Origin of the sequence: Streptomyces sp. NPDC126503 (assembly GCF_040302405.1) — a bacterium.
GTDB lineage: Bacteria > Actinomycetota > Actinomycetes > Streptomycetales > Streptomycetaceae > Streptomyces > Streptomyces gulbargensis.
Genome location: NZ_JBEORS010000029.1, coordinates 35,432 through 59,288, shown reverse-complemented (window position 1 = coordinate 59,288; position 23,857 = coordinate 35,432). Strand labels below are relative to the sequence as shown.

25 protein-coding genes and 3 tRNA genes are annotated in these 23,857 nt (G+C 72.4%); 10 read left to right on the top strand and 18 right to left on the bottom strand.

The features are described from left to right. Window position 1 precedes the first annotated feature (1 nt). Together ABTY40_RS27665 and ABTY40_RS27660 are read left to right on the top strand one after the other, a co-directional pair. Window positions 2-1,393 (top strand): S1C family serine protease, encoded by a 1,392-nt coding sequence (locus ABTY40_RS27665; RefSeq protein WP_352061984.1) that lies wholly within the window; start codon window positions 2-4, stop codon window positions 1,391-1,393. A gap of 89 nt (window positions 1,394-1,482) precedes the next feature. Continuing rightward, window positions 1,483-1,569 (top strand) — tRNA-Ser (locus tag ABTY40_RS27660). Window positions 1,570-1,673: 104 nt separating this feature from the next. Here ABTY40_RS27660 and ABTY40_RS27655 read toward each other — a convergent pair. Then, window positions 1,674-1,967, bottom strand: coding sequence for a hypothetical protein (locus ABTY40_RS27655; RefSeq protein WP_352061983.1), 294 nt, complete (start codon window positions 1,965-1,967; stop codon window positions 1,674-1,676). Between the two features lie 191 nt (window positions 1,968-2,158). Between ABTY40_RS27655 and ABTY40_RS27650 the strand changes: the two genes are divergently transcribed. The 4 genes from ABTY40_RS27650 (at window position 2,159) to ABTY40_RS27635 (ending at window position 5,558) form a co-directional block, all read left to right on the top strand. After that, entirely contained in the window at window positions 2,159-2,377 is a 219-nt protein-coding gene (locus ABTY40_RS27650; protein WP_352061982.1) for an antitoxin, read from the top strand. Between the two features lie 131 nt (window positions 2,378-2,508). Beyond that, window positions 2,509-3,033: an O-acetyl-ADP-ribose deacetylase gene (locus ABTY40_RS27645; protein ID WP_352061981.1), complete on the top strand. Its 525-nt coding sequence runs from the start codon at window positions 2,509-2,511 to the stop codon at window positions 3,031-3,033. A gap of 166 nt (window positions 3,034-3,199) precedes the next feature. After that, window positions 3,200-3,757: a SigE family RNA polymerase sigma factor gene (locus tag ABTY40_RS27640; RefSeq protein WP_352061980.1), complete on the top strand. Its 558-nt coding sequence runs from the start codon at window positions 3,200-3,202 to the stop codon at window positions 3,755-3,757. Between the two features lie 148 nt (window positions 3,758-3,905). Next, window positions 3,906-5,558: a long-chain fatty acid--CoA ligase gene (locus ABTY40_RS27635; RefSeq protein WP_352061979.1), complete on the top strand. Its 1,653-nt coding sequence runs from the start codon at window positions 3,906-3,908 to the stop codon at window positions 5,556-5,558. A gap of 52 nt (window positions 5,559-5,610) precedes the next feature. Here ABTY40_RS27635 and ABTY40_RS27630 read toward each other — a convergent pair whose 3' ends face one another. Next, on the bottom strand, window positions 5,611-9,675 hold the full coding sequence (locus tag ABTY40_RS27630) for a PAS domain-containing protein (RefSeq protein WP_352061978.1): 4,065 nt from the start codon (window positions 9,673-9,675) through the stop codon (window positions 5,611-5,613). Between the two features lie 183 nt (window positions 9,676-9,858). Next, entirely contained in the window at window positions 9,859-10,314 is a 456-nt protein-coding gene (locus tag ABTY40_RS27625) for an SSI family serine proteinase inhibitor (protein ID WP_352061977.1), read from the bottom strand. A 214-nt stretch (window positions 10,315-10,528) separates the two neighbouring features. On the opposite strand from ABTY40_RS27625, the gene ABTY40_RS27620 reads away from it, so the two are divergent. Together ABTY40_RS27620 and ABTY40_RS27615 are read left to right on the top strand one after the other, a co-directional pair. Beyond that, a tRNA-Ser gene (locus tag ABTY40_RS27620) sits at window positions 10,529-10,619 on the top strand. Between the two features lie 330 nt (window positions 10,620-10,949). Further along, window positions 10,950-11,022 (top strand) — tRNA-Arg (locus ABTY40_RS27615). Between the two features lie 104 nt (window positions 11,023-11,126). On the opposite strand, the gene ABTY40_RS27610 is transcribed toward ABTY40_RS27615, so the two are convergent. The 15 genes from ABTY40_RS27610 to kilB form a co-directional block, all read right to left on the bottom strand. Next, on the bottom strand, window positions 11,127-12,380 hold the full coding sequence (locus tag ABTY40_RS27610; protein WP_352061976.1) for a tyrosine-type recombinase/integrase: 1,254 nt from the start codon (window positions 12,378-12,380) through the stop codon (window positions 11,127-11,129). Further along, the gene (locus tag ABTY40_RS27605; RefSeq protein ID WP_352061975.1) at window positions 12,380-12,577 is read right to left on the bottom strand and encodes a helix-turn-helix domain-containing protein; all 198 of its coding nucleotides are present in this window, start codon (window positions 12,575-12,577) and stop codon (window positions 12,380-12,382) included. The genes ABTY40_RS27610 and ABTY40_RS27605 overlap by 1 nt, the downstream gene beginning before the upstream one ends. A 200-nt stretch (window positions 12,578-12,777) precedes the next feature. Beyond that, window positions 12,778-13,938, bottom strand: a complete 1,161-nt coding sequence (locus tag ABTY40_RS27600) for a DUF3631 domain-containing protein (protein ID WP_352061974.1) — start codon at window positions 13,936-13,938, stop codon at window positions 12,778-12,780. 191 nt (window positions 13,939-14,129) lie between these two features. Beyond that, window positions 14,130-15,029, bottom strand: a complete 900-nt coding sequence (locus tag ABTY40_RS27595) for a bifunctional DNA primase/polymerase (protein ID WP_352062005.1) — start codon at window positions 15,027-15,029, stop codon at window positions 14,130-14,132. Window positions 15,030-15,231: 202 nt separating this feature from the next. Then, window positions 15,232-15,693, bottom strand: coding sequence for a hypothetical protein (locus tag ABTY40_RS27590; RefSeq protein ID WP_352061973.1), 462 nt, complete (start codon window positions 15,691-15,693; stop codon window positions 15,232-15,234). 259 nt (window positions 15,694-15,952) lie between these two features. After that, complete coding sequence (locus ABTY40_RS27585; RefSeq protein ID WP_352061972.1) at window positions 15,953-18,088, bottom strand: FtsK/SpoIIIE domain-containing protein; 2,136 nt, start codon at window positions 18,086-18,088, stop codon at window positions 15,953-15,955. A gap of 91 nt (window positions 18,089-18,179) precedes the next feature. Then, entirely contained in the window at window positions 18,180-18,395 is a 216-nt protein-coding gene (locus ABTY40_RS27580; RefSeq protein ID WP_352061971.1) for a DUF6257 family protein, read from the bottom strand. 75 nt (window positions 18,396-18,470) lie between these two features. Beyond that, a complete protein-coding gene (locus ABTY40_RS27575) occupies window positions 18,471-18,662 on the bottom strand; it encodes a hypothetical protein (RefSeq protein WP_352061970.1) in 192 nt (63 codons plus the stop codon). 1 nt (window position 18,663) lies between these two features. Continuing rightward, the gene (locus ABTY40_RS27570; protein ID WP_352061969.1) at window positions 18,664-19,044 is read right to left on the bottom strand and encodes a DUF6251 family protein; all 381 of its coding nucleotides are present in this window, start codon (window positions 19,042-19,044) and stop codon (window positions 18,664-18,666) included. A gap of 13 nt (window positions 19,045-19,057) precedes the next feature. Then, entirely contained in the window at window positions 19,058-19,273 is a 216-nt protein-coding gene (locus tag ABTY40_RS27565) for a hypothetical protein (protein ID WP_352061968.1), read from the bottom strand. Between the two features lie 13 nt (window positions 19,274-19,286). Further along, a complete protein-coding gene (locus ABTY40_RS27560; RefSeq protein ID WP_352061967.1) occupies window positions 19,287-19,628 on the bottom strand; it encodes an RRQRL motif-containing zinc-binding protein in 342 nt (113 codons plus the stop codon). Then, window positions 19,625-20,821, bottom strand: coding sequence for a conjugal transfer protein (locus tag ABTY40_RS27555; RefSeq protein ID WP_352061966.1), 1,197 nt, complete (start codon window positions 20,819-20,821; stop codon window positions 19,625-19,627). The genes ABTY40_RS27560 and ABTY40_RS27555 overlap by 4 nt, the downstream gene beginning before the upstream one ends. Then, a complete protein-coding gene (locus tag ABTY40_RS27550) occupies window positions 20,818-21,006 on the bottom strand; it encodes a hypothetical protein (protein ID WP_352057485.1) in 189 nt (62 codons plus the stop codon). The genes ABTY40_RS27555 and ABTY40_RS27550 overlap by 4 nt, the downstream gene beginning before the upstream one ends. Beyond that, on the bottom strand, window positions 21,003-21,269 hold the full coding sequence (locus tag ABTY40_RS27545) for a DUF6284 family protein (RefSeq protein ID WP_352061965.1): 267 nt from the start codon (window positions 21,267-21,269) through the stop codon (window positions 21,003-21,005). The genes ABTY40_RS27550 and ABTY40_RS27545 overlap by 4 nt, the downstream gene beginning before the upstream one ends. 139 nt (window positions 21,270-21,408) lie before the next feature. Continuing rightward, window positions 21,409-21,867, bottom strand: coding sequence for a plasmid transfer protein KilB (gene kilB / locus ABTY40_RS27540; RefSeq protein WP_352061964.1), 459 nt, complete (start codon window positions 21,865-21,867; stop codon window positions 21,409-21,411). A 445-nt stretch (window positions 21,868-22,312) separates the two neighbouring features. Between kilB and ABTY40_RS27535 the strand changes: the two genes are divergently transcribed. After that, window positions 22,313-23,083, top strand: coding sequence for a GntR family transcriptional regulator (locus ABTY40_RS27535; RefSeq protein WP_352061963.1), 771 nt, complete (start codon window positions 22,313-22,315; stop codon window positions 23,081-23,083). After that, window positions 23,080-23,664 carry a GNAT family N-acetyltransferase gene (locus ABTY40_RS27530; RefSeq protein ID WP_352061962.1) on the top strand — a complete coding sequence of 195 codons (585 nt, stop codon included), beginning with the start codon at window positions 23,080-23,082 and terminating at the stop codon, window positions 23,662-23,664. Before ABTY40_RS27535 ends, ABTY40_RS27530 begins: the two co-directional genes overlap by 4 nt. Window positions 23,665-23,857: the final 193 nt, after the last annotated feature.

Sequence of the window (23,857 nt, the reverse complement as noted above, 5' to 3'; positions counted from 1 at the left end):
TGTGAGCACCGAGAACGAGGGCACGCCGGTCCCGGCGGACGACTCGACCGCCCCGTCCGCCGCTCCCGCCCCGCCGCCCGCGCCCTCCGCGCCCCCCACACCCCCGCCCGCGCCCCCCGCCGCACCGCCCGCGCACGCCGGTGGCGGCGCGGTGCCGCCGGTGCCCCCGGGCGGACCCGCCGCGCCCGGGTCCGGCTGGCCGCCGCCCCCGCCCGCCGTTCCGGCCTGGGGTGAGCCGCACCCGTCCCCGTACCCGGCGCCCGCCGCGCCCCGCAGAAAGGCCGGCGGCCTCGTCGCCGCGGTCCTGGCCGCGGCGCTCGTCGCGGGCGGTGTCGGCGGCGGGATCGGATACTGGGCCGCCCAGCGCGGCGACGACGGCACCCGCTCCACGACGGTCTCCTCGGGCGAGGCACCGGCCTCCTTCAAGCGCGAGCCGGGCACGGTCGCGGCCGTCGCCGCGAAGGCCCTGCCGAGCGTGGTCACCATCCAGGCCAAGTCGGGTGGCGGCCAGGGCGAGGGCGGTACGGGCACCGGCTTCGTGTACGACAAGGAAGGCCACATCGTCACCAACAACCACGTGGTGGCCTCGGCGGCGGAGGGCGGCGAACTCTCCGTGACCTTCTCCGACGGCCGGGCCCACGACGCGGAGGTCGTCGGCCGCGCCGAGGGGTACGACGTGGCCGTGCTGAAGCTCAAGAGCGCCCCGGACGGCCTGAAGCCGCTGCCGCTGGGCGACTCCGACAAGGTGGCGGTCGGCGACTCGACGATCGCCATCGGCGCGCCGTTCGGGCTCTCCAACACGGTCACCACCGGCATCATCAGCGCCAAGAACCGCCCGGTCGCCTCGGGTGACGGCTCCGGCGGCGGCAACTCGTACATGAGCGCCCTCCAGACGGACGCCTCCATCAACCCGGGCAACTCCGGAGGCCCGCTGCTGGACGCGAGCGGCGCCGTGATCGGCATCAACTCGGCCATCCAGTCCACCGGCAACGGCTTCGGCCAGTCCCAGGCGGGCTCGATCGGCCTGGGCTTCGCGATCCCGGTCAACCAGGCCAGGAACGTGGCCGAGCAGCTGATCAAGACCGGTGAGCCGGTCTACCCGGTCATCGGAGCCACGGTGAACATGGCCGGCCGAGGCGACGGCGCCATGATCGCCGCCCAGGGCAGCGGCGGCACGACCTCCGTCACCCCGGGCGGCCCCGCGGCGAAGGCGGGTCTGAAGCCGGGCGACGTCATCACCGGCTTCGGAGGCCGCACGATCGACAGCGGCCCGACCCTCATCAGCGAGATCTGGACGCACAAGCCCGGCGACTCGGTCGAGATCACCTACGAACGCGACGGCAAGACCGCCAAGACCACGGTGACCCTCGGCCAGCGCACCGGCGACAGCTGACCCCCGCTCCCTCCACCCGTCCCCGCCCCGCCCCCACCGCCCAGCCGGTACGCTGTACCCGCTCCGCCCCTGGTGAGGCGGCGGGGCGAGGTGGGTTGCCCGAGCGGCCTAAGGGAACGGTCTTGAAAACCGTCGAGGCAGCGATGTCTCCGTGGGTTCAAATCCCACACCCACCGCACGTGAACGGCCCCTGACCAGGCACAGCGGTCGGGGGCCGTCCGGTCGTCCGGGCTCCCTGGATCCCTGCCGCCCCCGTCCGGCGGGGCACGGGAGGGCACGGTCACCCGTCGCCTGGACGGGGTGCCGTGAGGTCCACCCAGATCCATGGCGCGCGGTGCCAGGCGCGCACGTCGCCGACGACGAGGTCGACGGTCGCCCCCACGGGCGGCAACTCCCGGACCAGGCGCCGCACTCCGGGCTCATCGCCCCGGCGTATCACGTCCAGCGAGGCACCCACGGGCTCGTACCCGGGGAGCTCGGCGGTGAGCCCCCACGGCTGGTGACCGGTGATGGTCGCCCGGACCGTCTCGCCCGCATGGAGCTCACCGAGGGAGCGCTTCGCTTCGTCTGCCATGGCGGCATCATCCCTTCCCCGCCCCGCCACTTGCCCCGCCGGACGACGGCAGCGGTACGCGCCGGTGACACCGACCGGCCCCCGGAGCCAGCGGCCCGGGGCGCGCCCGTGCGGTCGTCCGGGGCAGCGGATGCGGGATCGGCGTGGGGCCGGGATGCTGGAAGGGCCTGGAACCGCGCAAGGAGGGCCAGATGTCTGTGTTCGACAAGCTCAAGGGCATGCTCAAGGGCCACGAGGATCAGGCCGGCAAGGCCGTCGACAAGGCGGGTGACGCGGTCGACGCCCGGACCCGGAGCAAGTACAGCCGTCATGTCGACACGGCCCAGTCGCAGCTGAAGCAGCGCCTGGGTGACGGCGGCACCGAGCCGGGGCAGACTCCGCCGCCCCCGGAGACGCCGCCCCGCCAGTGAGGCGGCGTACGCCCCAGGGAGAGAACGGCGGTGGCCCCGCATCCGCGGACGAGCGGGTGCGGGGCCACACCCGTGAGGCCGTACGGTGGCGGGCACACGTACCGGCGAACGACCGGGGAAGGGGTGGCGGAGTGCGGATCGTGCTCGTCCAGGGAGACATCACCACCGAGGCAGTGGACGCGGTGGTCAACGCGGCGAACTCCTCGCTGCTCGGCGGCGGAGGCGTGGACGGGGCCATCCACCGCCGGGGCGGCCCGGAGATCCTCGCCGCCTGCCAGGACCTGCGCCGTTCCCACCACGGCAGGGGTCTGCCGACCGGACAGGCCGTGGCGACGACGGCCGGCCGCCTCCCGGCCCGCCATGTGATCCACACGGTCGGCCCGGTGTGGTCGCGGGACGAGGACCGCTCGGCCCTCCTCGCCTCCTGCTACCGCGCGTCGCTCCGTGTCGCGGACGAGTTGGGCGCGCGTACGGTCGCGTTCCCGGCGATCTCCACCGGCGTCTACGGCTGGCCGATGGACGACGGCGCCCGGATCGCGGTGGAGACGGTACGGTCGGCCGCGACCGGGGTGGAGGAGGTGCGGTTCGTGCTGTTCGGCGCGGAGGCGTACGCCGCGTTCGAAGCCGCTCTCACCGGCTCCGGCGCGGAGGGCTGACGGAGAACCCGGGGTCACCGCGCCGATGCGGTGACCCTGAGCCGGGCAGGGGGGCGGCTCCACCCAGAGGAGGTGGAGACATCCCCACTCCTCCGACCTGAGGGGGACCGCGGTTCGGGACCTGGGGCCGATCCGCCGCACACCCCGCCGCTCCTAGCGTGGAGCCATGACTCCGCCACCCCCTGGCCCCGTCTGCGCCGGCGCCTCCACAGTCGCGACCGGCCCGGCGCCGTATCCGTCCTTCACCTCGTACGTGAGGGCGCGCGGGCCCGTGCTGCTGCGCACCGCCCGCTCCCTCACCGCCAACCCGTGCGACGCCGAGGACCTCCTCCAGACGGCACTCACCAAGACCTTCGTCGCCTGGGAGCGCATCGAGGACCACCGCGCCCTCGACGGGTACGTCCGCCGGGCGCTGCTGAACACCCGTACCTCGCAGTGGCGCAAGCGCAAGGTCGACGAGTTCGCCTGCGAGGACCTGCCGGAGCCCGCCGGCCTCCCCGTCCCCGACCCGGCCGAGCGCCAGGTGCTCCACGACGCGATGTGGCGGGCGGTGATGAGGCTTCCCGAGCGGCAGCGCCAGATGGTCGTCCTGCGGTACTACGAGGACCTCAGCGAGGCGCAGACGGCCGAGGTGCTCGGGGTGTCGGTCGGCACGGTCAAGAGCGCCGTCTCCCGCGCCCTGGGCAAACTCCGTGAGGACCCGGAGCTGGTACCCGTACGGTGAGCGCCGGCCACCCCCGGAGGGCCGGCCGTGGACATCCGCCAGTCATCACTGGCAATCTCCGTACTCCCGGGTAGTGACATACCGCTCGGTATGTGCGCAGAATCTCCACACCCTTTCTGCCACGTAGCGCCCACCGGGAGGACGCCCCGTGTACAGCACCATGCAGGACGTACAGCTCAACATCAGCCGCCTCCTCGAGCACGGCCGGCGGGTCCACGGTGGCTCCACCGTCACGACCTGGACCGGTGAGGCGGAGCCGCACCGCCGCACCTTCGCCGAGATCGGCGACCGTGCCGCGCAGCTCGCGAACGCCCTGCGCGACGAACTCGGCATCGAACCGGGGGACGTCACGGCGACCCTCATGTGGAACAACGCCGAGCACGTCGAGGCGTACTTCGCGATCCCCTCCATGGGCGCCGTCCTGCACACCCTCAACCTGCGCCTTCCCCCCGAGCAGCTGGTGTGGATCGTCAACCACGCCGCCGACCGCGTGGTCCTCGTCAACGGTTCGCTGCTGCCGCTCCTCGCCCCGCTGCTGCCGCACCTGCCGACGGTCGAGCACATCGTGGTCGCGGGCCCGGGCGACCGGTCGCTCCTGGACGGCGTCGCCCCGCGCGTCCACGAGTACGAGGAGCTGATCGCCGGCCGCCCCACCACGTACCCCTGGCCGGAACTGGACGAGCGCACCGCCGCCGCCATGTGCTACACCTCCGGCACCACGGGCGACCCCAAGGGCGTCGTCTACTCCCACCGTTCCATCTACCTGCACTCCATGCAGGTGAACATGGCCGAGTCGATGGCCCTCACCGACCGGGACACGACCCTCGTCGTGGTCCCGCAGTTCCACGTGAACGCCTGGGGCCTGCCGCACGCCACCTTCATGACCGGCGTCAACATGCTCATGCCGGACCGGTTCCTGCAGCCGGCCCCGCTCGCCGAGATGATCGAGCGCGAGCGCCCGACCCACGCCGCGGCCGTCCCCACCATCTGGCAGGGCCTGCTGGCCGAGGTCACCGCGAACCCGCGGGACCTCTCCTCGATGACCCACGTCACCATCGGCGGCGCCGCCTGTCCGCCCGCGCTCATGGAGGCGTACGACAAGCTCGGCGTACGGCTCTGCCACGCCTGGGGCATGACGGAGACCTCCCCGCTCGGCACGATGTCCCACCCGCCGGCCGGGCTGGGCGCCGAGGAGGAGTGGCCGTACCGCGTCACCCAGGGCCGGTTCCCGGCGAGCGTCGAGGCACGGCTCGTCGGCCCGGCCGGTGACCACCTCCCCTGGGACGGTGCGTCGGCCGGTGAGCTGGAGGTGCGCGGCACCTGGATCGCGGGCTCCTACTTCGGCGGGGCCGACGGCGAGGCGTTCCGCCCCGAGGACAAGTTCAGCGAGGACGGCTGGCTCAAGACCGGGGACGTCGGCATCATCAGCCCCGACGGCTACCTGACCCTGACCGACCGCGCCAAGGACGTCATCAAGTCCGGCGGCGAGTGGATCTCCAGCGTCGAACTGGAGAACGCGCTCATGGCCCACCCGGAGGTCGCCGAGGCGGCCGTCGTGGCCGTGCCGGACGACAGGTGGGGCGAGCGCCCGCTCGCCACCGTCGTCCTCAAGGAGGGGGCGACGGCCGACTACGAGACGCTGAAGACCTTCCTCGCCACCGAGGGCGGCATCGCGAAGTGGCAGCTCCCGGAGCGCTGGGCGGTCGTGCCCGCGGTCCCGAAGACGAGCGTCGGCAAGTTCGACAAGAAGGTCATCCGCAGGCAGTACGCGGAGGGCGAGCTGGACGTCACCCAGCTGTAGCCGGCAGCCTGCTGTCGGCCGGGGCAGGGGGTGAACCCCTGCCCCGCCTCGCCTAGTTGGTGCCGATCTTCGCGAGCAGGTCGACGATCCGGGCCTGCACCTCGGCGCTGGTGGACCGCTCGGCGAGGAAGAGGACCGTCTCGCCCGACGTGAGCTTCGGCAGCTCGTCCTCCTCCAGGTCGGCGGAGGTGTAGACGACGAGCGGGGTGCGGTTGAGCTGCCCGTTCGCCCGGAGCCAGTCGATGATCCCGGCCCGGCGGCGGCGCACCTGCATCAGGTCCATCACCACCAGGTTCGGCCGCACCTCCGCGGCGAGCGCGACGGCCTCGCTGTCGGTCGCCGCCCGCTCCACGAGCATCCCCCGCCGCTCCAGGGTCGCGGCGAGCGCCTCCGCGATGTGCTCGTTCTCCTCGATGAGCAGAACCCGGGACGGGTGCTGCTCGCTGTCGCGCGGGGCGAGCGCCTTGAGGAGGACGGCGGGGTCGGCGCCGTACGCCGCCTCCCGCGTCGCCTGGCCCAGTCCGGCCGCCAGGAGGACGGGGACCTCGGCGGCGACGGCGGCCTGGCGCAGCGACTGCAGCGCGGTCCGGGTGATCGGGCCGGTGAGCGGGTCGACGAACAGCGCGGCCGGGAAGGCGGCGATCTGCGCGTCTACCTCCTCCCGCGAGTGCACGATGACGGGCCGGTAACCGCGGTCGCTCAGCGCCTGCTGCGTCGCCACGTCCGGCGCGGGCCAGACGAGCAGCCGGCGCGGGTTGTCGAGCGGCTCCGGGGGCAGTTCGTCGTCCACGGGCCGCGGAGCGGGCCGGTTGGCGACCTCGACCGCGCCACCGGGGCCGTCCAGCGGCTCGGGGCCCTCGGCGGAGCCCTCGGCCGGCGCCTCTATGGCGTACGCGCGGCCCTCGGACACGGCGGGCGTGAGGCCGAGTTGCGGCTCCGGCTTGACCGCCGCGTCCTGCTGCGCCGCGGGCGCCGGGGGAACGGGCGACCCGGGACGGGCCGGTACGGGACCGGTGGCGCCGGGCTGGGCGGGAGCCGCCGGCACGGGCGCCGGCGGGTCGATCTCGGGCGGCGTGGCGAGCTTCCGCCGCCGCCCGGAGCCGTTGGCGGGCGTGGGCGTGGGCGTGGGCGTGGGCGTGGGTGTGGTGCCGGGTGCCGGGGCGGGCGGGGCGAAGGGAACGCCTTGCCCGAGCGTGCGGACGCTGAACGCCCGTCCCTGCGTGGACTCCTGGGGCATCGGCAGCTCGGGCGGCAGCGGTACGGATCCGGTGCCGGTCCCCGTACCGGTCGGGCCCGGCGGCTGCGGCTGCGCCGGGGCAGGCGGCGGCGCCACCGCCCGGCGGCGTCCACCGGCACCGGGTCCGGGCTGCGGCCGCGCGCCCGGCTCGTCCTGTGCCGGCGTCTGGGGTTGCGGCGGGGGCAGGGGAAGCGACCGCGGCGGCTGAGGCGCGGGCGCGACCCGGGGCTCCTGGGGCGCGTGGGTCACCTGGGCTGCGGGAGGCACCGGGGACGCCGGGGTCATCGGAGGCATCGGGTGCGGCTGCGGCGGGGTGTGATCGGCACCCGGGACGCCCCGTACCGCCTCGTGCTCCCGCGCACCGGGCGCCGGCGGAACGGGCCCGGCAGTCGGAACGGGCCCGGCGGGCGGGACCGGCGCGGCCGGGGGCACCGGGGCGGGCGGGACCGGCTGGGCGGCGGTCGGCGGCGTGACGGCGTCCCCGGGACCGGAAGAGGGTCCGGAGGGGCCGGCGGGGCCGGCGGGGTCGGCCGGGGGAGGGGTCCGGGGCGCGCGATCGGCGTCGGCGGGCGGCAGCGCGAACGGGGTACGGGGACCGGCCTCGGCCGCGGCCGCCCGCTCCTGCGCGGCGGCGAGCGCCCGGCGGCGCCGTCCGGTCGGCCGGGACTCCTCCCCGTCCGACGGCGCGGCGGAGGCCACGGCGGGCAGCGCCCGGGCGAGCGCGGGCGCGGAGGACTGCTCGGCCGAGACGCCCTGCGGCGGCACGGCGGCGCCGAGCGCGGCACGTCCCTGCGCCCCCTCGGCGGCGGTCACCACGGAGCCCTCGGCGGGGCGGCCGCGGCGCCGCCCGGTGGGCTCGGCGGGCGCGCCGGACGGGGGACCGGCGTTCTGCTGGGCGGGGATCAGGTCCCCGGCCCCGCCACGGGGCACGGAACCTGCCGGGTTCTCCTCCGTACGGGCGCGGCGGCGGCCACCGGCCCCTGGCTGGGGTTCGGCGCCCGTATCCGGCACGGGGCCCTCCAGGAACGCGTCCGTGGACGCGCGCCGGGCCCTGCGCCGACCGCCCCCGGAGGCCGTACCCCCGGAGGTCGTACCGCCGGACACCGTCCCACCCGTGCCGGTCGTGGCCGCGGTCGCGTCCGCCGGAACGGCGCCGGGGGCCGGGGCGCCGGAGGCGGGGGTCGCGTCCGTGCCCGCCCCCCTCGGCGGGGTGGCGGTGGCCTGCGCGGGCAGCGCCGGCGTACCGGGGACGTTGGGCTGGGGCTTCGGCTCGGTCGTGGGGACCGTGCCCCGGCCGGCGCCGAGCGGCACCTCCAGGACGTACGCGCCGCCACTGGTCCCCGGCACCTCGTGGGTCTGCACGACGCCGCCGTGCGCCGCCACGATGCCGCGGACGACAGGGCCGTGGACCGGGTCGCCGCCCGCGTACGGTCCGCGGACCTCGATCCGTACGACGTCCCCGCGCTGCGCGGCCGCCACGACGATCGTGGAGTCGGCCTGCGCGGCACCGGCCTGGCCGCCCGCCGCACGGGCCTGCCCGGTCGAGTCGACCCCGGCGACGTCCGCCACGAGGTGCGCCAGCGCGGTCGTGAGCCGGCCCGCGTCCACCTCGGCCTCGATCGGCGGGGCGTGCACGGCGAACTGGGCGCGCCCGGGACCGATGAGCTCCACGGCCGCGTCGATGCCGGCCGTCACGATCCGGTCGAGCAGCGCGACCCGCTTGTCGAGCGACTCGTCGCCCGCGTCGAGCCGCTGGTAGCCGAGGACGCTGTCCACCAGCGCCGTCATCCGGGAGTAGCCGGCGGCGAGGTGGTGCAGGACCTGGTTGGCCTCCGGCCAGAGCTGGCCGGCGTCGTCGGCGGCGAGCGCGCCCAGCTGCGTCCGCAGCTCCTCCAGCGGCCCGCGCAGCGACTCCTCGAGGACGGCCGTCAGCTGCGCGTGCCGGGCGGCGAGGGCCGCGTACCGCTCCTGCGCCTGCTCGCGCTCGGCCGCGTGCCGCTCGGCCCGGTCGGCGAGTTCGGTCGCGTGCCGCTCCGTCAGGTCGGCGATCTCGGCGGCGTGCGTGTCGACCAGTTCCTGGTACGGCCTGCGGTCGGTGAAGGTCATCACCGCGCCGACGAGCTGGTCACCGTCGCGCACCGGAGCGGTCGTCAGGTCGACCGGCACCCGCTCGCCGTTCTTCGCCCACAGCACCTGGCCGCGGACCCGGTGCTTCCGGCCGGACTTCAGCGTGTCGGCGAGCGGCGACTCCTCGTACGGGAAGGGCTCGCCGTCGGGCCGCTTGCTCAGGATCAGGGGGTGCAGCTCAGCGCCGCCGAGCTCACCGGCCCGGTAGCCGAGGATCTGCGCGAAGGCCGGGTTCACGAGGACGACCCGCCCGTCCGTGTCCGTACCGACGACGCCCTCGGAGGCGGCGCGCAGGATCATCTCCGTCTGCCGCTGCGAGCGGGCGAGCTCGGCCTCGGTGTCCAGGGTGCCGGTGAGGTCGCGGACCACGAGCATGAGCAGCTCGTCGCCGGTGTAGCCGCTGTAGGAGTCGTACGCCTCGCGGCCGTCCTCCAGGCTGGCGGAGGTCACCTCGACGGGGAACTCGCTGCCGTCCGTGCGCCGCGCCATCATCCGGGTCGGCTTGGTACGGCCGCGTTCGTCGGTGCCGTCGGGGCGGCGCATCGAGCCCGGGATGAGGCGCGAGTCGAAGGAGGGCAGCAGATCCAGGAGGCCGCGGCCGACGAGCGCCGTGCCGGGGGTCTCGAACATGCCGAGGGCGATGGTGTTGGCGTTGACGACCGTGCCGTTGCAGTTGACGAGCACGAGGCCGTCGGGCAGGGCGTCGAGTATGGCGGCGAGGCGAGCAGCGCCTCGGGATGGCCTGCTGCTCACGACGACGCTTCCTCCCTGACGCACTGCACTTGCCCGCAGCACTCGCTCGCTGCGTTTGCCCTACCGGCCGGCCGGCCCCATCTTGCCCCTCGGGCCGCAGCCTGTCACTGAGGGAGTCTAACGGCGACCGGCGGCCGGTCCCCCGGCCGCAACCTCACCGGATCTTCACCGGAACCCCGGTCCTCATCCCCGCACGGCGGGCAGGACGGGCTCCAGGTTCCGCCAGCGGTCGATCTCGCACCCGTCGGCGCGGGAGAAGCGGGCGTCGACCGAGCGGCCCCGCCAGGTGCCGGTCACGTGGGCGGTCGCGGACCCGCCGTACACCTGGGTGCAGAACCGGTTCTCGGGCACCGTGGCGAAGGGGTCCCCGCCCTGGCGCGCGAGGTGGTCGAGCCGCTCGCACGCGTTCTGGGCCGCCGGGTGGTTCCCGCCCGCCTTGATCGTCGCCTTCCCGCCCTTCCCGCCCTTGCTCTCGCAGGTCAGGTCGTACTTGCCGTCGGCCTCGGGGTGGCCGCTGTTGCTGACGGTCACGGTGAGGGAGTCGGCGGCCGGCGCGAGCAGGGGCAGCGGCAGGGGGCCGAGCCCGGCGGCCCCGACGGCGGAGGTGGCGAGGGTCGCGAGGACGAGACTGCGCAGCATGGGATCTCCTGGAGCACGGATGTACGGAGGGCACGGGATGCGCGTGCCCCCACCCCCACTAACGCTCCCGGAGGCGGAGCGTTGCGCAACCGGGGTGCGCCGGGTGGGGCTTTGCCCTCGGCCCCGGAGGACTAGTACGGTGAAAGCGATTGGTGACACCAGGCTCGCCTGTGTCATCATCTGCACGCACCATCCGCGTACGCGTGGGGTGCGAGGAGGCGTCGCCTAGTCCGGTCTATGGCGCCGCACTGCTAATGCGGTTTGGGTTTTAAAGCCCATCGAGGGTTCAAATCCCTCCGCCTCCGCCCTACCGAAGCCCCGGCCTCTCAGGCCGGGGCTTCTTCCGTTCCCGCCGGGGGGTGCCGGGGCGCATCGGCGGAAACCCCGTCCCGGACGCCCCGGCATGATCGCCCGCCCGTGTGTGACCCCGGTCTCTTTCACCCCTCCGGCCCCCTTCAGGACCCGGACCCGGCTGAGGCCCCCACCCCTCCGTCTTCACCCGGTCGAGGCGTTTGCGCAGGTCACAAGGGGTGGGCCGATCGGATTTCACATGGCGGCGGCAGTCATGTAATGTTCTTCCTGTCGCCGCGAGCGGGCCGAAAGGCCGGGGAGCGGAGGACAAGAAAAAAGAACAAGCACTCGTAGCTTAACGGATAGAGCATCTGACTACGGATCAGAAGGTTGCAGGTTCGAATCCTGCCGAGTGCACACAGGTCAAAGGCCCCGCCGGTTCGCCCGGCGGGGCCTTTGACATCAGCGGATGACATCAATGCCTAGATCGGCCGGGCCGACGATCCCATCAGACCGTCCGACTACAAGATCTTGTCGTTTGTGTCAGGCCCAAGTGCGTCATCCATCCGATCCGCCGCGGCGCGCAGCGTCGTCTGCATGACGTGGGCGTAGGTGTCCAGCGTCATCGTGATCGTGCTGTGCCCGAGCGTCTCCATGATGATCCGGGCGTCGACCCCCTGAGCGAGCAGGAGCGACGCGCAGGTGTGCCGGAGATCGTGCACGCGGACGCGGCGCACCTTGGCCTTCGCGCACAGGATCGTGAGCATGCGGTTCAGACTGCGCGGGTCGGTGGCCCGCCCGGTCGACGTGGTGAAGATGAGCCCGCTCGGCTGGTGGTCGAGCGGCTTCCACTTCGCGCCGGCCACCTTCCGCTCCTCGTCCTGCTTGGCCTTGTGGGCGTGAAGCGCGTCCACGCACCGCTTCGGGAGCGAAACCGTACGGATGGACCGGGCTGTCTTGGGCGTGCCGAAGAGGAGTTCCCGCTTGATCCTCTGAAGGTTCCGGCGCACCCGAAGTTGCCCGGCGGCCAAGTCGACGTCCGACCATGTGAGCCCGAGGACTTCCCCGCGTCGGAGCCCGGTCGAGACGAGCAGGAGCCAGAGAGCGTAGAGGCGGTGGTCGCGTGCGGCCCTGAGGAGCAGCCGGGCCTCCCCCGCGTCCAGGGGGCGCACCTCCTCACGCTGCACGGTAGGAGTCTCCACGATCTTGGCCACGTTGCGGGCGATCAGCTCCTCGCGCACTGCCTGCTGGAGGGCAGACCGGAGCACCGCGTGGACGTACTGCACGGTCCGTGCCGACGGCCGGCGCTCACAGCACTTCCGTACGGCGCAGCAATTGCGCTCCTCTTCGGGCCGGGCCGCGTCAACTCCGCGCATGCAGCACAGGCACCCCTCCTTGAACGCGGCGAGGAACAGGCGCACGTCGGTTGGGGAGAGCCGGTTGAGCCGCTTCTTCCCCAGCGCGGGCCGGATGTACAACCGGGACAGTCCCTCGTAACTGTTGAGCGTCGCGGGCTTCAGTCGCGTCGGAGCGATGACGGCGAGCCAGTAGGTCAGGTAGTCCCCGAACGGCATGGCCGACGTGGCGGCGGGGATGCCCTGCCGCGTCTTGCTCTGCATCTCGATGAGCTTGTCGTTCACCTCATCGCGGGTCTTGCCGTATACGAACTTTCGGGTCCGAGTCCCATCCGGCCGGAAGACGTACGCGGCAGCCTGATACCGGCCGTCCGAGCGCTTCGTGATGGTGCCTTCGCCGTTCGCGCGCCTCTTGGCCATCAGGCGGCCTCCTCAAGCTTGTTGCGCATGTACGTGTGCAGGGAGTCGAGAGGGATGCGGCGGGCGCGTCCCTCGGTGTAGCTGGGCAGGACGCCGGAGCGGATGAGGTCGTAGACCTTGCTGCGGCTGTACTTCAGGGCGGCCATGACTTCGGGGACGGTCACGGCGGTGTGGCTGGTCGGGATCGCGGTCGTCACGGTGGTGCCTCCTTGGTCTCGGGGGCGTCCCTCTGGAGAGTCCGCTACATGCGCTTCACCGCTACATCGCAGGTCAGCGGCGTGGTGGGTGTAGCGGGAAGGCTGGGTGTAGCGGCTACGGCACGTTCCGGGCCCGTCCGGGGGTGCTGGGCGGGCCCGGTCTGGCGGGTGTGCGTAGCCGCTACATCGGGGGTTCTCCGCTACGCGGAGATGGGCTCTGAGCTGGGCTGTAGCGGCTGTGACGCCTGTAGCGGCTGCTGGGAGGGGGGCGGGCAGTAGCGCTGCCAGGCGTCGTGGAGGTCGGTGGAGTAGTAGCCCTTGAGGACCCCGCCGCCGGTGCGGATGTTGCGGGAGGCGATGGGTTCGTTGTCGCCGTTCATGTACTCGGCGAGCATCCGGGACAGGCGGCGGGAGTCGAGCGGCTTGCCCTGGAGGTCGGCCCATGGGGCGTCGTCCAGGGCGTTGAGCCGGTCGAGGATGGCGATGGTGGGCAGGCGGTCGACGCCGACCATGACGTGATCGCGCAGGTCGGTCAGGAGCCGGATGCCGAGGGATCCTTTGTCGTCGGCCTGGGAGGCTTTGACGAGTTCGATGCAGGCGGCGCGGGCGCGCTCGGGCCAGTCGCCGCCGGCCGCGTCTGCGACGGCGAGGAGCGGTTCCCATACGTCGGCGGGTCGGTCGGTGACGCCTTCGGGCAGTTCGGGCCAGGCGTCGCTGACCTGCTCGCGGACCTGTTCGGCCCACAGGGCGAGGCGTTCACGCAGGGCGTTGCCCTCCTTCTCGTGGAGGCGCTGGCGGTAGGGCTCGACGCGTTCGTTTCGGGCGCGGCGGCGCATGCGGATGATGACGGAGCGGGTCAGGATCGTGTCGGGCAGGGATCCCAGACCGGCGACCGCGACGGCCGTGTACGAGGGGAAGGCCTGCACGGTCTGGTTGCCGCCGTCTCCGATGCACCGGTAGGTGACGCCGGAGCGGCGGTGGCCGGCGTTGAGGAATCCGCGCAGTTCCTCGTTGTCCCCGGCCTTGGGGCCGAACACGGTGTCGATCTCATCGAAGAGGATCGTGGGCCGCCCCTCGCCGCTGGATACGGCGCGGAAGAGGGCGGCGGCGGAGGCGTTGACCGCCACCATCGGCTTGGGCACCAGGGTCTCCACGATCTCCAGGGCGCGGGACTTGCCCGATCCGGGTTCGGGGGAGAGGAACGCCAGGCGCGGGGTGGAGTCGAACGCGTCGAGGAGGTGGGCGTGGGCGTCCCACAGTGCGACGGCGACGTACGCGGCTTCGCGGGGGAAGACGTTGAACCGGCGGTGGAAGCGCTCGACTTCAGCGAGCAGGGCGCCACCGTCGATGGGCTCGGGCATGCGGGTGTCCCTCCGTGCGGGAGCGGGAGTGTGGTGGGGGTGGCCGGCCGGGTGCGGGTCAGAGCCAGAAGGGACGCCTTCGGCGACGACCATTCCGGCGCCCACGGCGTCCGGCGGCGCCACGGGACCGGCGGCTGCAGGCCGGTCGGCGGCACGGGTGGGGCTTTTCAGGGGAGCGGGTTCGGGGCCGGTCATGCGGCGGCCGGCCGGGGGCGGGCCGTGCGGATGGACCAGTCCAGCGCACTGCGGATCGTGGCCCGACACTCGGCCGCGGGCAGTCCCGCCGCCTCCCCCGCTCCCTGAAAAGCCTCCTCCGCCACGTGCCGGGGGATGTCGCCCCACGCGACGAACCGCCCCACCGCCCGAGCAGAGGCGAGCAACTGCGCGTTCCGTCCGCCTTCCTGGGCCGCCGCGACGGCGGCGGTCTCGCGCTCCAGCGCCACTTCGGCCGCTCGGGACCCGCCGCCGAGGATGACGACCGGTGCCGGGGTGCGGACAGCCTCACGCGGGGCGGTGAGCGCCCGGTGGAGCCATTCGGGCAGCGGAGCCGGGGGGCGGCTGTCGAGGACTTCGTAGGCGCCGTTGTCGGTGACGCTGCCGGGGGCGACGACGTAGCCGCCCCAGCCCCGGGTGTCGATGTGCTTGCCGAGCCGTCCGGCGGTGTTGCCGAGCCGAGCCCCTTGGGGCTGGGTGAAGTACAGGTGCATGCCGCCACGGGCGGTCCGCACGCGGTGGGTGAGGGGGACGGCCTGCCCGGCGCGCTCGCAGAGCGCTTCAAAGGTTGTGACGCCGTCAGGCGTCCCTTTCTCGTCTGTCTCCTTGACCGTGTCCAGGTCCACGACGAGAAGCCCGGACGGCCCGGTGGCGATGCCAACGTTGTACGGCGCGTGCGTCCACGCGGCCACGAGCAGATCAGGATCCGTGGTCGCGCGCTGCTCCGGGGTGCGGTGCCCATCCGCGCACCGGCCGGTGCCGGGACAGGCACGCTCCCCGTGGCCGGCGGGCCGCTTGTCCCGGGGGCGGAGAGGGAAGACGTGCCAACCGCGCTCAGCGGCGGCGATGGCGTGGGCCAGAAGGTTCAGGCCGGGCATGTCGATGGACGGCAGATCGCTGCTCACGCGGCTACCTCCGCCCGGGCCAGGTGCAGCACGGCATCAAGGTGGTGTCCGGTCCGGGCGTCTCGCCGGATCGGGAGGGTATGGGTCATGCTGGGTGTCTCCAGTTCTGTGAGTAGTGCTGGTTGACGAGGGCGGCCCCGGTTCTTGGCGGAATGGGGGGCCGCCCTCGGCGTAGCTACGGGTGGGTGAGCCAGCGGTGGTACTGCTGGCGGACGTAGTGGCGGGGGTCGCAGATGACGGTGGCGCCGTCGATGTCCATGAGGTGGCGGGCCACGTGCTCGGCGTCAGCCTCGGTGGGGCTCCGCCGTCCGCGTGCTCGGGCGTTGAGGGCGTGGCGGTCGAGCAGGGCGGCCCAGCGGATCCAGAACTCCCGGTCGCCTTCGCCGTCGTAGTCCGGGTGGTCGACGTGCTCGGAGCACCACCGGGTCTCGCGGGCGATGCTCGGCGCCCCCGTATACGCCTGCTCGGGGGTAGGCCACTCGGGCTCCGGCGTGTGTTCGGCGGTGACGTACAGCCGGGCCCGGGTGCGGTCGCGGGTGGGTGCCTGCCGGACGGCCCCCGTGGTGAAGGCGGCGCCGAGCGTGGTGGTGATGCGGTCGGTTTCGGAGGGGTCGCAGATGATCCGGATCTCGAACACGAGCGGGGCTCCTCAGAGGTGTTGAGGCTTTGACGGTGGTGGGGTGTGGCCGTAAGCGGAATGGGTGATCTGCTTTTTTGGGGAGGCAGGAGCACCCCCCGCCGGGAGGGTCATGGAGGGGTTTTCGCAGGTCGGTGCGGGGTGCCTCCCCGCCTCCCTGGATGGGTGTTTGTGCTGATCAGTGCGGGGGAGGCGGGTGGGGGAGGGGTGTGGGGAGTTCTCCCCGCCTCCCCGGCCCGGACGCGTTCGCCTCCCCGCGTCAGATGACAGAAGCGGAATCGCCGGTGTCGCGGTTGGTGAGGGCGCGGTGCACGTGGTCGCGGTGGACGACCATGCGGCCGTTGGACTTCTTCGGCTCCTCGCCGGCGGCCTCCAGCACGCGCTTGAGGTCACCGTTCGTCCATGCGCCGTAGGTGCCCGGGGCGAGGACGGTGAGCTGCTTGAGGACGTCCTGGGTGAGCATCTTCGGCTCGTCGCCGATCGCGGCGGCGATGTCGGCGAGCGCGTCGCGCTCCTCCTCGTCGTCGGCCACGGCGGTGAGGGTGGTGACGCCGTCGCGCAGGGCCTTGGCACGGGCGGCGATCTGGGCGGCGGCGGTGTCGTCGATGTAGTGGGTGCGGACGGTGATGGAGGGCTGCCCGGCGGGGATCTTGATGCCGTCCGAGGCGACGACGACGGTGCCCTTGTCCAGGCCCTGGCGCAGCAGGTGCGGGGCGGCGCCGCCGTCGACGGCACTGTCGCCCAGGGCCATGCGGGACTGGGACTCGGTGCCCAGGACGAGGGAGGCGCGGGTGTGGGCGCCCTCGCGGACCAGCTTGGGCAGGTTCTGGTCGGTGGGGTCCTGGGTGCCCTGCCACAGCAGGACGTCCACCGCACGGCCCTGGTTGTGGATTTTCCGCGCGGCCATGAAGTACCGGCTCGTGGCCTTGGACCCGCCGTAGGGCCGCTTGTCCTCGCCGACCGCCGGGCACATGAACGCGACCTGCGCCTCATCGACAATGCAGATCAGCGGGGGGAACTTGGTGCCGGGCGGTGCCTGGACGCGGCGTTCCATCTCCGCGACAACATCCTCGATCATCTCGGTGGTGTCGATGACGTGATCGTCGGTGGGGCCCTGGATGAGGACGGCAGCGATGCCGTCGAACATGGCCCAGTCCCCCACGCCCTTGAGGTCGGCGATCCGGAACTCCACCCGCCGGTCCAGGGCGAGCCACAAGGCCAGCGCACGCAGGGCGGCGGTCTTGCCCTGGTTGGACTTGCCCGTGATGAGAAGGTGGCGCTGGTAGAGGCTGAGAGCCGCTTCGTCGCCGCGCAGGTCCTGGCCCCAGGGGGCGCGGCCCTTGGCGTAGTCGGCGGTCATCGTCTCGTCCAGGGCCAGCGGGGACGGGCCGATCGGCTCGTCCAGGGCGCCGGAGTCCGCGATCCACAGCCGGACCGTGCGGGCGGCCTCCGGGATCGTGATGAACACCTCGTGCTCGTGCCGGGACAGGTTCTCGGCGAGCTTCTTGCGCCGGGCCTGCACCTCGCTGGTGGAGACGCCGGAGGGGAGGGTGACGTCGACCTCGACGCCGCATCCGGCGATCCGGATCGGCCCGAGCATCGCCGCACCTGCGTCGCCCATTTCCTTGATGGCCTTGCGCAGTGGGGCGATGCCGAGGTCCCGCATCGCGGTGACGACGATGGAGGGGGTGATGGGGGCGCCGGCGTCGCTGGCACGGGAGGTGGCGGGGAGGGACCACTGCGGGGCGGCGGCCTGGTGACGGCCCAGGGCCCACAGGCCTGCCAGGGCGAGCCAGGGGCCGAGGGCGACGAGCGGGCCCCACACCATCTGCACGATCACGACCAGCAGCCGTACGAGTTCGACCAGTGCCATCAGGGGGGTGAACACGTCCCACGGGTCCTTGGTGGCGATGGCGAGGGCGACACCGACGGTGATGAGGGCGCCTATGCCGGTGGCGGTGCCGAGCGCGGCGCTCTTGGCCATGTCCTGCGGGGCCTTGAGCAGGTCCATGCGCCGCTTGTGCCGTTCCGCGCGGAAGCGGTGCAGCCGCTCCTCCCACTCGCCGGCCGCCTCGTAGTTGCCCGCGGCTTCCGCCGCACGCAGCAGCCGCTGGTAGCGGGCGCCGGTCCGGCCGTCCCACGCTCGGCGGGCCGCGATCCGCGTCCCGCCGAGCAGGTAGGCACCGTGCCGCACGGTCACACGGGCAACCGTGCGGGTCCTCTCGTGCTTCACCGCACCGACGACCGTGCGCCGGGTGCGGACGAGCACCCGCACCGGCCGCGACCGCTCGGGCCGCTCGGCCTGCTCGGGAACGACCGTGAGCGGCGCCGGAGCTGGGGTGGGTTTTTCAACGGGGGCAGGGTCCTTGAACAAGCGCACCACGTTGTCGGTCATGCTGGTCTTCTCCTGCTGCTCGAAAGAGTGGGAGGGGGAAGGCCCGGGGCGGTCGGGATGCTTGGCGGCTGTCGGCCGCCCCGGGGCACAGCTACTTCCGGTTCTGCTTGGCGTTCTTCTCGGCGCGGTCGCGTGCTCGGTCCAGCAGGCGGTCGACCTTCTTCTCCAGGTCGCCCTGGTAGACGGTTTCGCCGGCGATGCCGCGCTTGGCCATGCGGGCGATGTACCAGCCGAACTTCACGCCCTCGCCGACGGTGAGCGGCGGGTGCTGCGGGTCGTACTCGGCGGCGTCGGTCTTACGGGCCATGACGGGTCCCTTCCGGGGCCGGGACTGTCCCGACTCCCCACGGCCCCCGCACCGGGCGGGGGCCGCAGGCAGCCGTCAGTCCATGGGCTTCAGTTCGTGGGCGTGGCACAGGACCGGGGCGATCCAGATGCTGATGCGGTCGACGGTCCACCGGCCGCCCGTGAGCGGCCCGGGGGGAACTTCGTCCAGGATCCGGCCGGTCTTGCCGATGGCGCGGGGGTCGTCCTCGCAGGCGATGATCAGGACTTTCTGTCCGCCACGGAACATGTCACTTCCCCTTCCGGCCCCGGCGGGCCCTGGCGACGGTCTTCGCGGCCTGCTGCCCGTCAGGGCCGCCGATCGACTTCACGACGGTGTGGACACCCCAGGCCAGAGCGACGGCGAGGAACGCGAGCAGGGCGAGGTTCGCGGCGATCGCGGTCAGCGCGCCGACGAGCAGCGGGCCGAAGTAGACGCCCGCGGCGACCGTGCCGGCGCCGATCCCGGAGCCGAGCGCGATGCGCTGCATCGTCCGGTCGGGCGGTGCCTGATGGATGTGCTGGTGCACCACCTGCGGGCCCGGCTGGAGCGGGGCGGGAAGGTGGTCGGCGTAGGTGAAGGTGCCGTCCGGGAGCTGCACGACCCGGACCGGCTCAGGCAGGTTGCTCATGACCGGGTTCCTCTCAGAAGTGGTTGAGCTCCATGGCGAAGAACAGGACCGGCGCGCCCTCCATGGAGGGCAGGTGGCGGGCCGCGTCGGCCTGGAGCTGGAGAAGCGTGTCGAAGCGGGTCCGGCCCGGGGGCGGGGTGTGGGTGCCGGTGAGCGTGCACGTGGCGCCACGGTTGTTCTGGAGAGTCAGCACGTACATGTGCGAGCCCTGCATGTCAGCGGTCTGCATGGTGATCTCCCAGTCAGGCAGCGGCCTGGGTGTCGGGGTAGGCACAGGGGGTGCAGGTGCCGAGCGAGGTGGGGATGCGATATCCGGCGTCCCGCCCGCAGGCGGGGCAGATCTGCCGGGCGGTGTTCGCACGCTCCAGCGCGGCCCGCTTCGCCGGGGTCATCGGCCGGACCGGCTTGGCCCGGTCGACGCGGTAGAGGAACGCGACCAGCGGCGGGCGGCCCCGGCGGCGGGGCCGCTCCAGCTGCGCCACGACGGGCTGCCCACCGGGGCGCATCCCCATCGCCCGCAGCTGCCGGAACGTCGCCAGACCCTCCGGGGCCAGACGCCACCGGTAGACCGGCAGCGCGCTCACGCCGCCTCAGCCCGCTCGCTCCGCAGCGTCTCGCGCAGCCAACGGCCCTTCTCCGGCGACGTACGCACCGCGCGCCGGATCCGGTCGGCCGTCAACTGCTCAACCGGCCACCCCTCCGTCAACTGCCGCGCCTCCGCCAGGAGTTCATCCCGGGTGCGGCGCGGTGCGGTGGTTTTGGCGGCGGCGGGGACCCGACCTGTCGCCCGCCGCCGCGGCGCCTGCTCCGCCGCGACGGCCCGGACCGTGACCCGACCAGACGACGTGCCCGACGCGGCCGGAGCCGGGTCCTCCTGCTCGCTCGGCACCAGCTCGGCAGGTGACGGGGCGAGTGCGGGAACGGGCAGGTCAGAGGTAGACCGTTCTGTGGCGGCCTGGGGGGATTTCTCCGCATTTGCGGGGTGGATCGGTTCGGTGGACCGGTCCACCTCCAGCTCCACCACCATCCCACCCCGATCCGTGAGGACAGGGGCGGTGTTGGTGGCGAACATGGCCGCGAGGGCGGCGTTCGCGCCGGCGGCGAGCTGCTGACGCTGAACGTCGAGAAGCTGCTCGCCGAGCGCGAGGTCACCGGTGCCGACACGGGCGGCGAGCTTCCACGCCTTCAGATCCGACCGGCGCCGCACCTTCTCGTCGGGGTGGTTCACGGCCCGCGCCCGCTGGTAGGCGAGAGCCTGGACGGTCTCGGCGGCGCGGCGTTCGGCCTCGGCGTCGCGTCCGTCGCGGTAGACGACGATCCGCCGCGCCAGGAACGCGGCACCTTCAGCGGAGGCGGTCATGCCCAGCGGGGTCAGGGCATAGATGACGGCTTCTTCCTTGGTGGTCGCCGCCATGACGGACATGACCGACGCCGCGGCCGGCAGGGCCCACAACCCGGCCCGGAGGACCAGCGGCGCCGACTGCCCCAGCAGGGTCAGGCCGAGCAGCACGATCGCCAGGACGGCAGTCGCGCCCTCACCGGCCGCGACCGCACCCACCGCCGTCCCCGACCCGAACTTGGACGTGATGTTGGTGTAGGTGCCGTAGGCGCCGGCGCCGCCGGTGGCGAGCATCGGCACGAACGCCAACCCGAGCACGACCCGCTGAACCTTGCCCAGCGGCTTCCCCGCAGCGGCGACGCTCGTATCGGCGGCCGGCCGGTCCCGCTCGTGGCCGGGCGACAGGTCCGGGCCTGGGCCGTGCGTGGTGGGCTTCACCGGTCTTCACCCGCCCCGGCGAACTCCTCGTACGCGTCAGCGCGCAGCAGGAGCCGGTGGACGGCGATGACGCCGCACCCGGCCAGGGCGCCGGCCAGGGTGAGGTCACGGACGCCGATCGCGATGCCCCAGACCTCCGTGGCGAAGCACAGGGCCAGCAGGAACCAGTAGGTGAGGGCGTTCACGCCGCACCGCCCGACTGCGCCACGCCGGCACGGTTGGTGAGGTTCCGGCGCTCGTCCAGGACCCGGTTACGGGCCCGGCGGAGACGCCTCTCGTCCAGCGCGGTGGCCGGACGGTCCAGCATCCAGATCTCCACGTCCAGCAGCTCGATCTCCGCCTCGATCAGCGGCATCTCACGCTCGATCGCGTCCAGCTCCGCATCCGACGGCCCGCCGTCGAACGAGGTGGCCGTAACAACGGCCTGAAGTGCAGCGATGGACTTCATTGGGTCGTGCTCCCTTCAACCAGGAACGGCCCGAACGAACCCCCGGTGTTCCAGCACCGGGGGTTCACCCCGTTTTCGGGGCGGGCCCGTGCCCCGGCCGGGAGTCGAACCCGGCCTGCGACCATCGGGGCGAACAACATCAGAGGGCGTCGGCGGCAGCGGCCACGAGCCGGTCAGCGGCTTCGATCGCCTCGGTCCGGCGGGCATCGAGCACTGCGGCATCGGCCGCGTGACGCAGACCGTAGGTGGCGCGAGCAGCCGTGCCGGCGTGCTCCGCCAGCGCGGGAACCAGGATCTTCACGGCCGTCAGCGGGGCGGTGATCGCGGCCCGGGTGGCGTGGCTCGTCGCCCGGGCCTGCTCGTAAGCGGCCCGGTCCGCGTCGTTCAGCCGCAGATCCTCACGGACCCACATCGCCCGGCGGTGCTCCGCCAGGGCCGCGACCAGAGCGGTCACCGCCGCCAGACGCTCCCGCCGTAAGTCAGCGGCCTGCACCGCCACCCGCTCCCGCCGCGTCAGGCGGTACTGCAACAGCCCAGCGACCAGAGCACCGAGCAGGGTGCCGACCACAGCAATGACGCTCGTGACAACAGCTTCCATGGCGAACTCCTTCAAAAGACGGGATGGGATCTACCGGCTCCCCTCAACCCCGCCCGTACGAGCACCCCGCGAAGGGGCCCGGACGGGCGGAGGAGGCAACCGGCCGCAGTCAAACCACTGCGGAGGTTGGTTGTACGTGTCTCGCCTTCGGGAGCGCGCTCCCGTTTCAGGCATGTGCGAGACGGTGACCTTTCGGTCTCGCCCTCCGGTTGACCAGGGATCCGGGACCCTCGGCCCGATCTGTCCCGGGCCCCTTGCCTTACGGGGGTGGACCCCCGACCTGCGGGAATACCACCGCAAGTGGGCACACTTAATGGTGCTGCACCACCTGCTCAACTTGTTGGTACAAGCTGATGCAGTGATGTTGCACCCACGGACTGTGAGTCGTCAAGCGATCGGGGCCAACATGTACCAACAAGTTGAGCGAGTGCGTCATGATGGGCGTATGAACAAGCAGCCGAAATACCGGCAGGTCGCCGACGCGCTCCGTCGCGACATCGACAACAAGGTCTATGCGCCGGGTTCGCGCCTGCCCTCCGAGAGCGATCTGAGCGAACGCTTCGGCGCGTCTAGGAACACGGTTCGCTCTGGCCTTGCCCTGCTGGTGAGCGAGGGTCTGATCTCATCCAGCCAGGGACTTGGCTATGAGGTTCGCAAGCACGAGGTGTTCGAGCTGAATGCCTCCCGCTTCGAGAACCTGACCTTTCCCCAGAACGGCGACGCCTACAGCACGGATGTCACGAACGCGGGCCGTCGACCGACGCAAACGTTTCGGGTCGAGGTCACGCCGGCCAACGACTACGTCGCGGAACGCCTCAAGGTGGATCCGCAGTCCACCACCGTCCTCCGCTTCTGCCACCGGTTCGTGGACGACGTGCCGTGGTCGACGCAGGCGACGTACTACCCCGACTGGTTGGTCAAAGAAGCCCCGCGACTCGCGGAGCCGGGTGACGTTGCCGAGGGGACTACCCGGTACCTCGCAGGCGTCGGCATCGAGCAGATCGGCTACTTCGATGAGATCTCGGCCCGGATGCCGACCCCCGAGGAGGCGCGATTGCTGGACGTGCCAGCTGGCGTTCCGGTTCTGCTGTGGACGCGAACCGGGTACTCGGCTGACAGGCCCATTCGTTGCACGATCACGACGTTCCGAGGCGACCTGAATCGCATGAACTACGAGATCGGGAAGCTGGACGCCCGAGAGGGGGATCAGTCGTGATCATCGAGCGTGCGAACCCCAGTGATCTCTCAGCGTTGCTCGCTTTCAGGGAAGAGGCAGCCTCATGGCTGACGGTGCTGGGTATCGACCAGTGGCAGCGCCCCTACCCTGCCGACAAGCTGCTCGCCACGATCGAAGCGGGCGTCGTCTACATGGTCCGCGATGGGGCAACCACCGCCGCCACCATCACCTTGACTCCCGAGGCAGAAGACGGACTGTGGACACCACGAGAGCTCCAGGAGCCGTCCGTGTTCATCAACAAGCTCACCGTGGCACGCACGCACGCCGGGCGCGATCTCGGCGGGCGGCTGCTCGATTGGGCCGGCGACCGCGCGTACCACTCCAGTGCCGTGTGGTTGCGGCTGGACGCTTGGACGACGAACAGCAAGCTCCAGGACTACTACCTGCGACACGGATTCGCTCACGTCAGGACCGTCACGGAAGGCGGCGCGGTGAACGGTGGCCCTCGCGTCTCAGGGTGGCTCGCTCAACGGGCTGCCACGCCCAATGAGGCGCATGGGTTCATTGACCGGACTGGCACGTCCATCCCGCTCTCGCACCAAACTGACATCACCCGCTGACATCAACGTCCACGTACAAACGGCAACGCCCCTGGACAACGGGCGGTGCGCGGGCGTTGCTCGACCAGGGAGAAGCCTGAGAGCTAGGCCGGGCCGACAGGGCTGGCACGCGCCTACGGATCAGAAGGTTGCAGGTTCGAATCCTGCCGAGTGCACACAGCTGAGAGGCCCGGACGAGAGTCCGGGCCTCTTG

Excerpts from the sequence above, each read along its gene's own strand:
- ABTY40_RS27655 (WP_352061983.1), bottom strand. The coding sequence starts at position 1,967 with ATGGCAGACGAAGCGAAGCGCTCCCTCGGTGAGCTCCATGCGGGCGAG.
- ABTY40_RS27650 (WP_352061982.1), top strand. The coding sequence starts at position 2,159 with ATGTCTGTGTTCGACAAGCTCAAGGGCATGCTCAAGGGCCACGAGGAT.
- ABTY40_RS27640 (WP_352061980.1), top strand. The coding sequence starts at position 3,200 with ATGACTCCGCCACCCCCTGGCCCCGTCTGCGCCGGCGCCTCCACAGTC.
- ABTY40_RS27625 (WP_352061977.1), bottom strand. The coding sequence starts at position 10,314 with ATGCTGCGCAGTCTCGTCCTCGCGACCCTCGCCACCTCCGCCGTCGGG.
- ABTY40_RS27610 (WP_352061976.1), bottom strand. The coding sequence starts at position 12,380 with ATGGCCAAGAGGCGCGCGAACGGCGAAGGCACCATCACGAAGCGCTCG.
- ABTY40_RS27600 (WP_352061974.1), bottom strand. The coding sequence starts at position 13,938 with ATGCCCGAGCCCATCGACGGTGGCGCCCTGCTCGCTGAAGTCGAGCGC.
- ABTY40_RS27595 (WP_352062005.1), bottom strand. The coding sequence starts at position 15,029 with ATGCCCGGCCTGAACCTTCTGGCCCACGCCATCGCCGCCGCTGAGCGC.
- ABTY40_RS27585 (WP_352061972.1), bottom strand. The coding sequence starts at position 18,088 with ATGACCGACAACGTGGTGCGCTTGTTCAAGGACCCTGCCCCCGTTGAA.
- ABTY40_RS27580 (WP_352061971.1), bottom strand. The coding sequence starts at position 18,395 with ATGGCCCGTAAGACCGACGCCGCCGAGTACGACCCGCAGCACCCGCCG.
- ABTY40_RS27575 (WP_352061970.1), bottom strand. The coding sequence starts at position 18,662 with ATGTTCCGTGGCGGACAGAAAGTCCTGATCATCGCCTGCGAGGACGAC.
- ABTY40_RS27570 (WP_352061969.1), bottom strand. The coding sequence starts at position 19,044 with ATGAGCAACCTGCCTGAGCCGGTCCGGGTCGTGCAGCTCCCGGACGGC.
- ABTY40_RS27565 (WP_352061968.1), bottom strand. The coding sequence starts at position 19,273 with ATGCAGACCGCTGACATGCAGGGCTCGCACATGTACGTGCTGACTCTC.
- ABTY40_RS27545 (WP_352061965.1), bottom strand. The coding sequence starts at position 21,269 with ATGAAGTCCATCGCTGCACTTCAGGCCGTTGTTACGGCCACCTCGTTC.
- kilB (WP_352061964.1), bottom strand. The coding sequence starts at position 21,867 with ATGGAAGCTGTTGTCACGAGCGTCATTGCTGTGGTCGGCACCCTGCTC.
- ABTY40_RS27535 (WP_352061963.1), top strand. The coding sequence starts at position 22,313 with ATGAACAAGCAGCCGAAATACCGGCAGGTCGCCGACGCGCTCCGTCGC.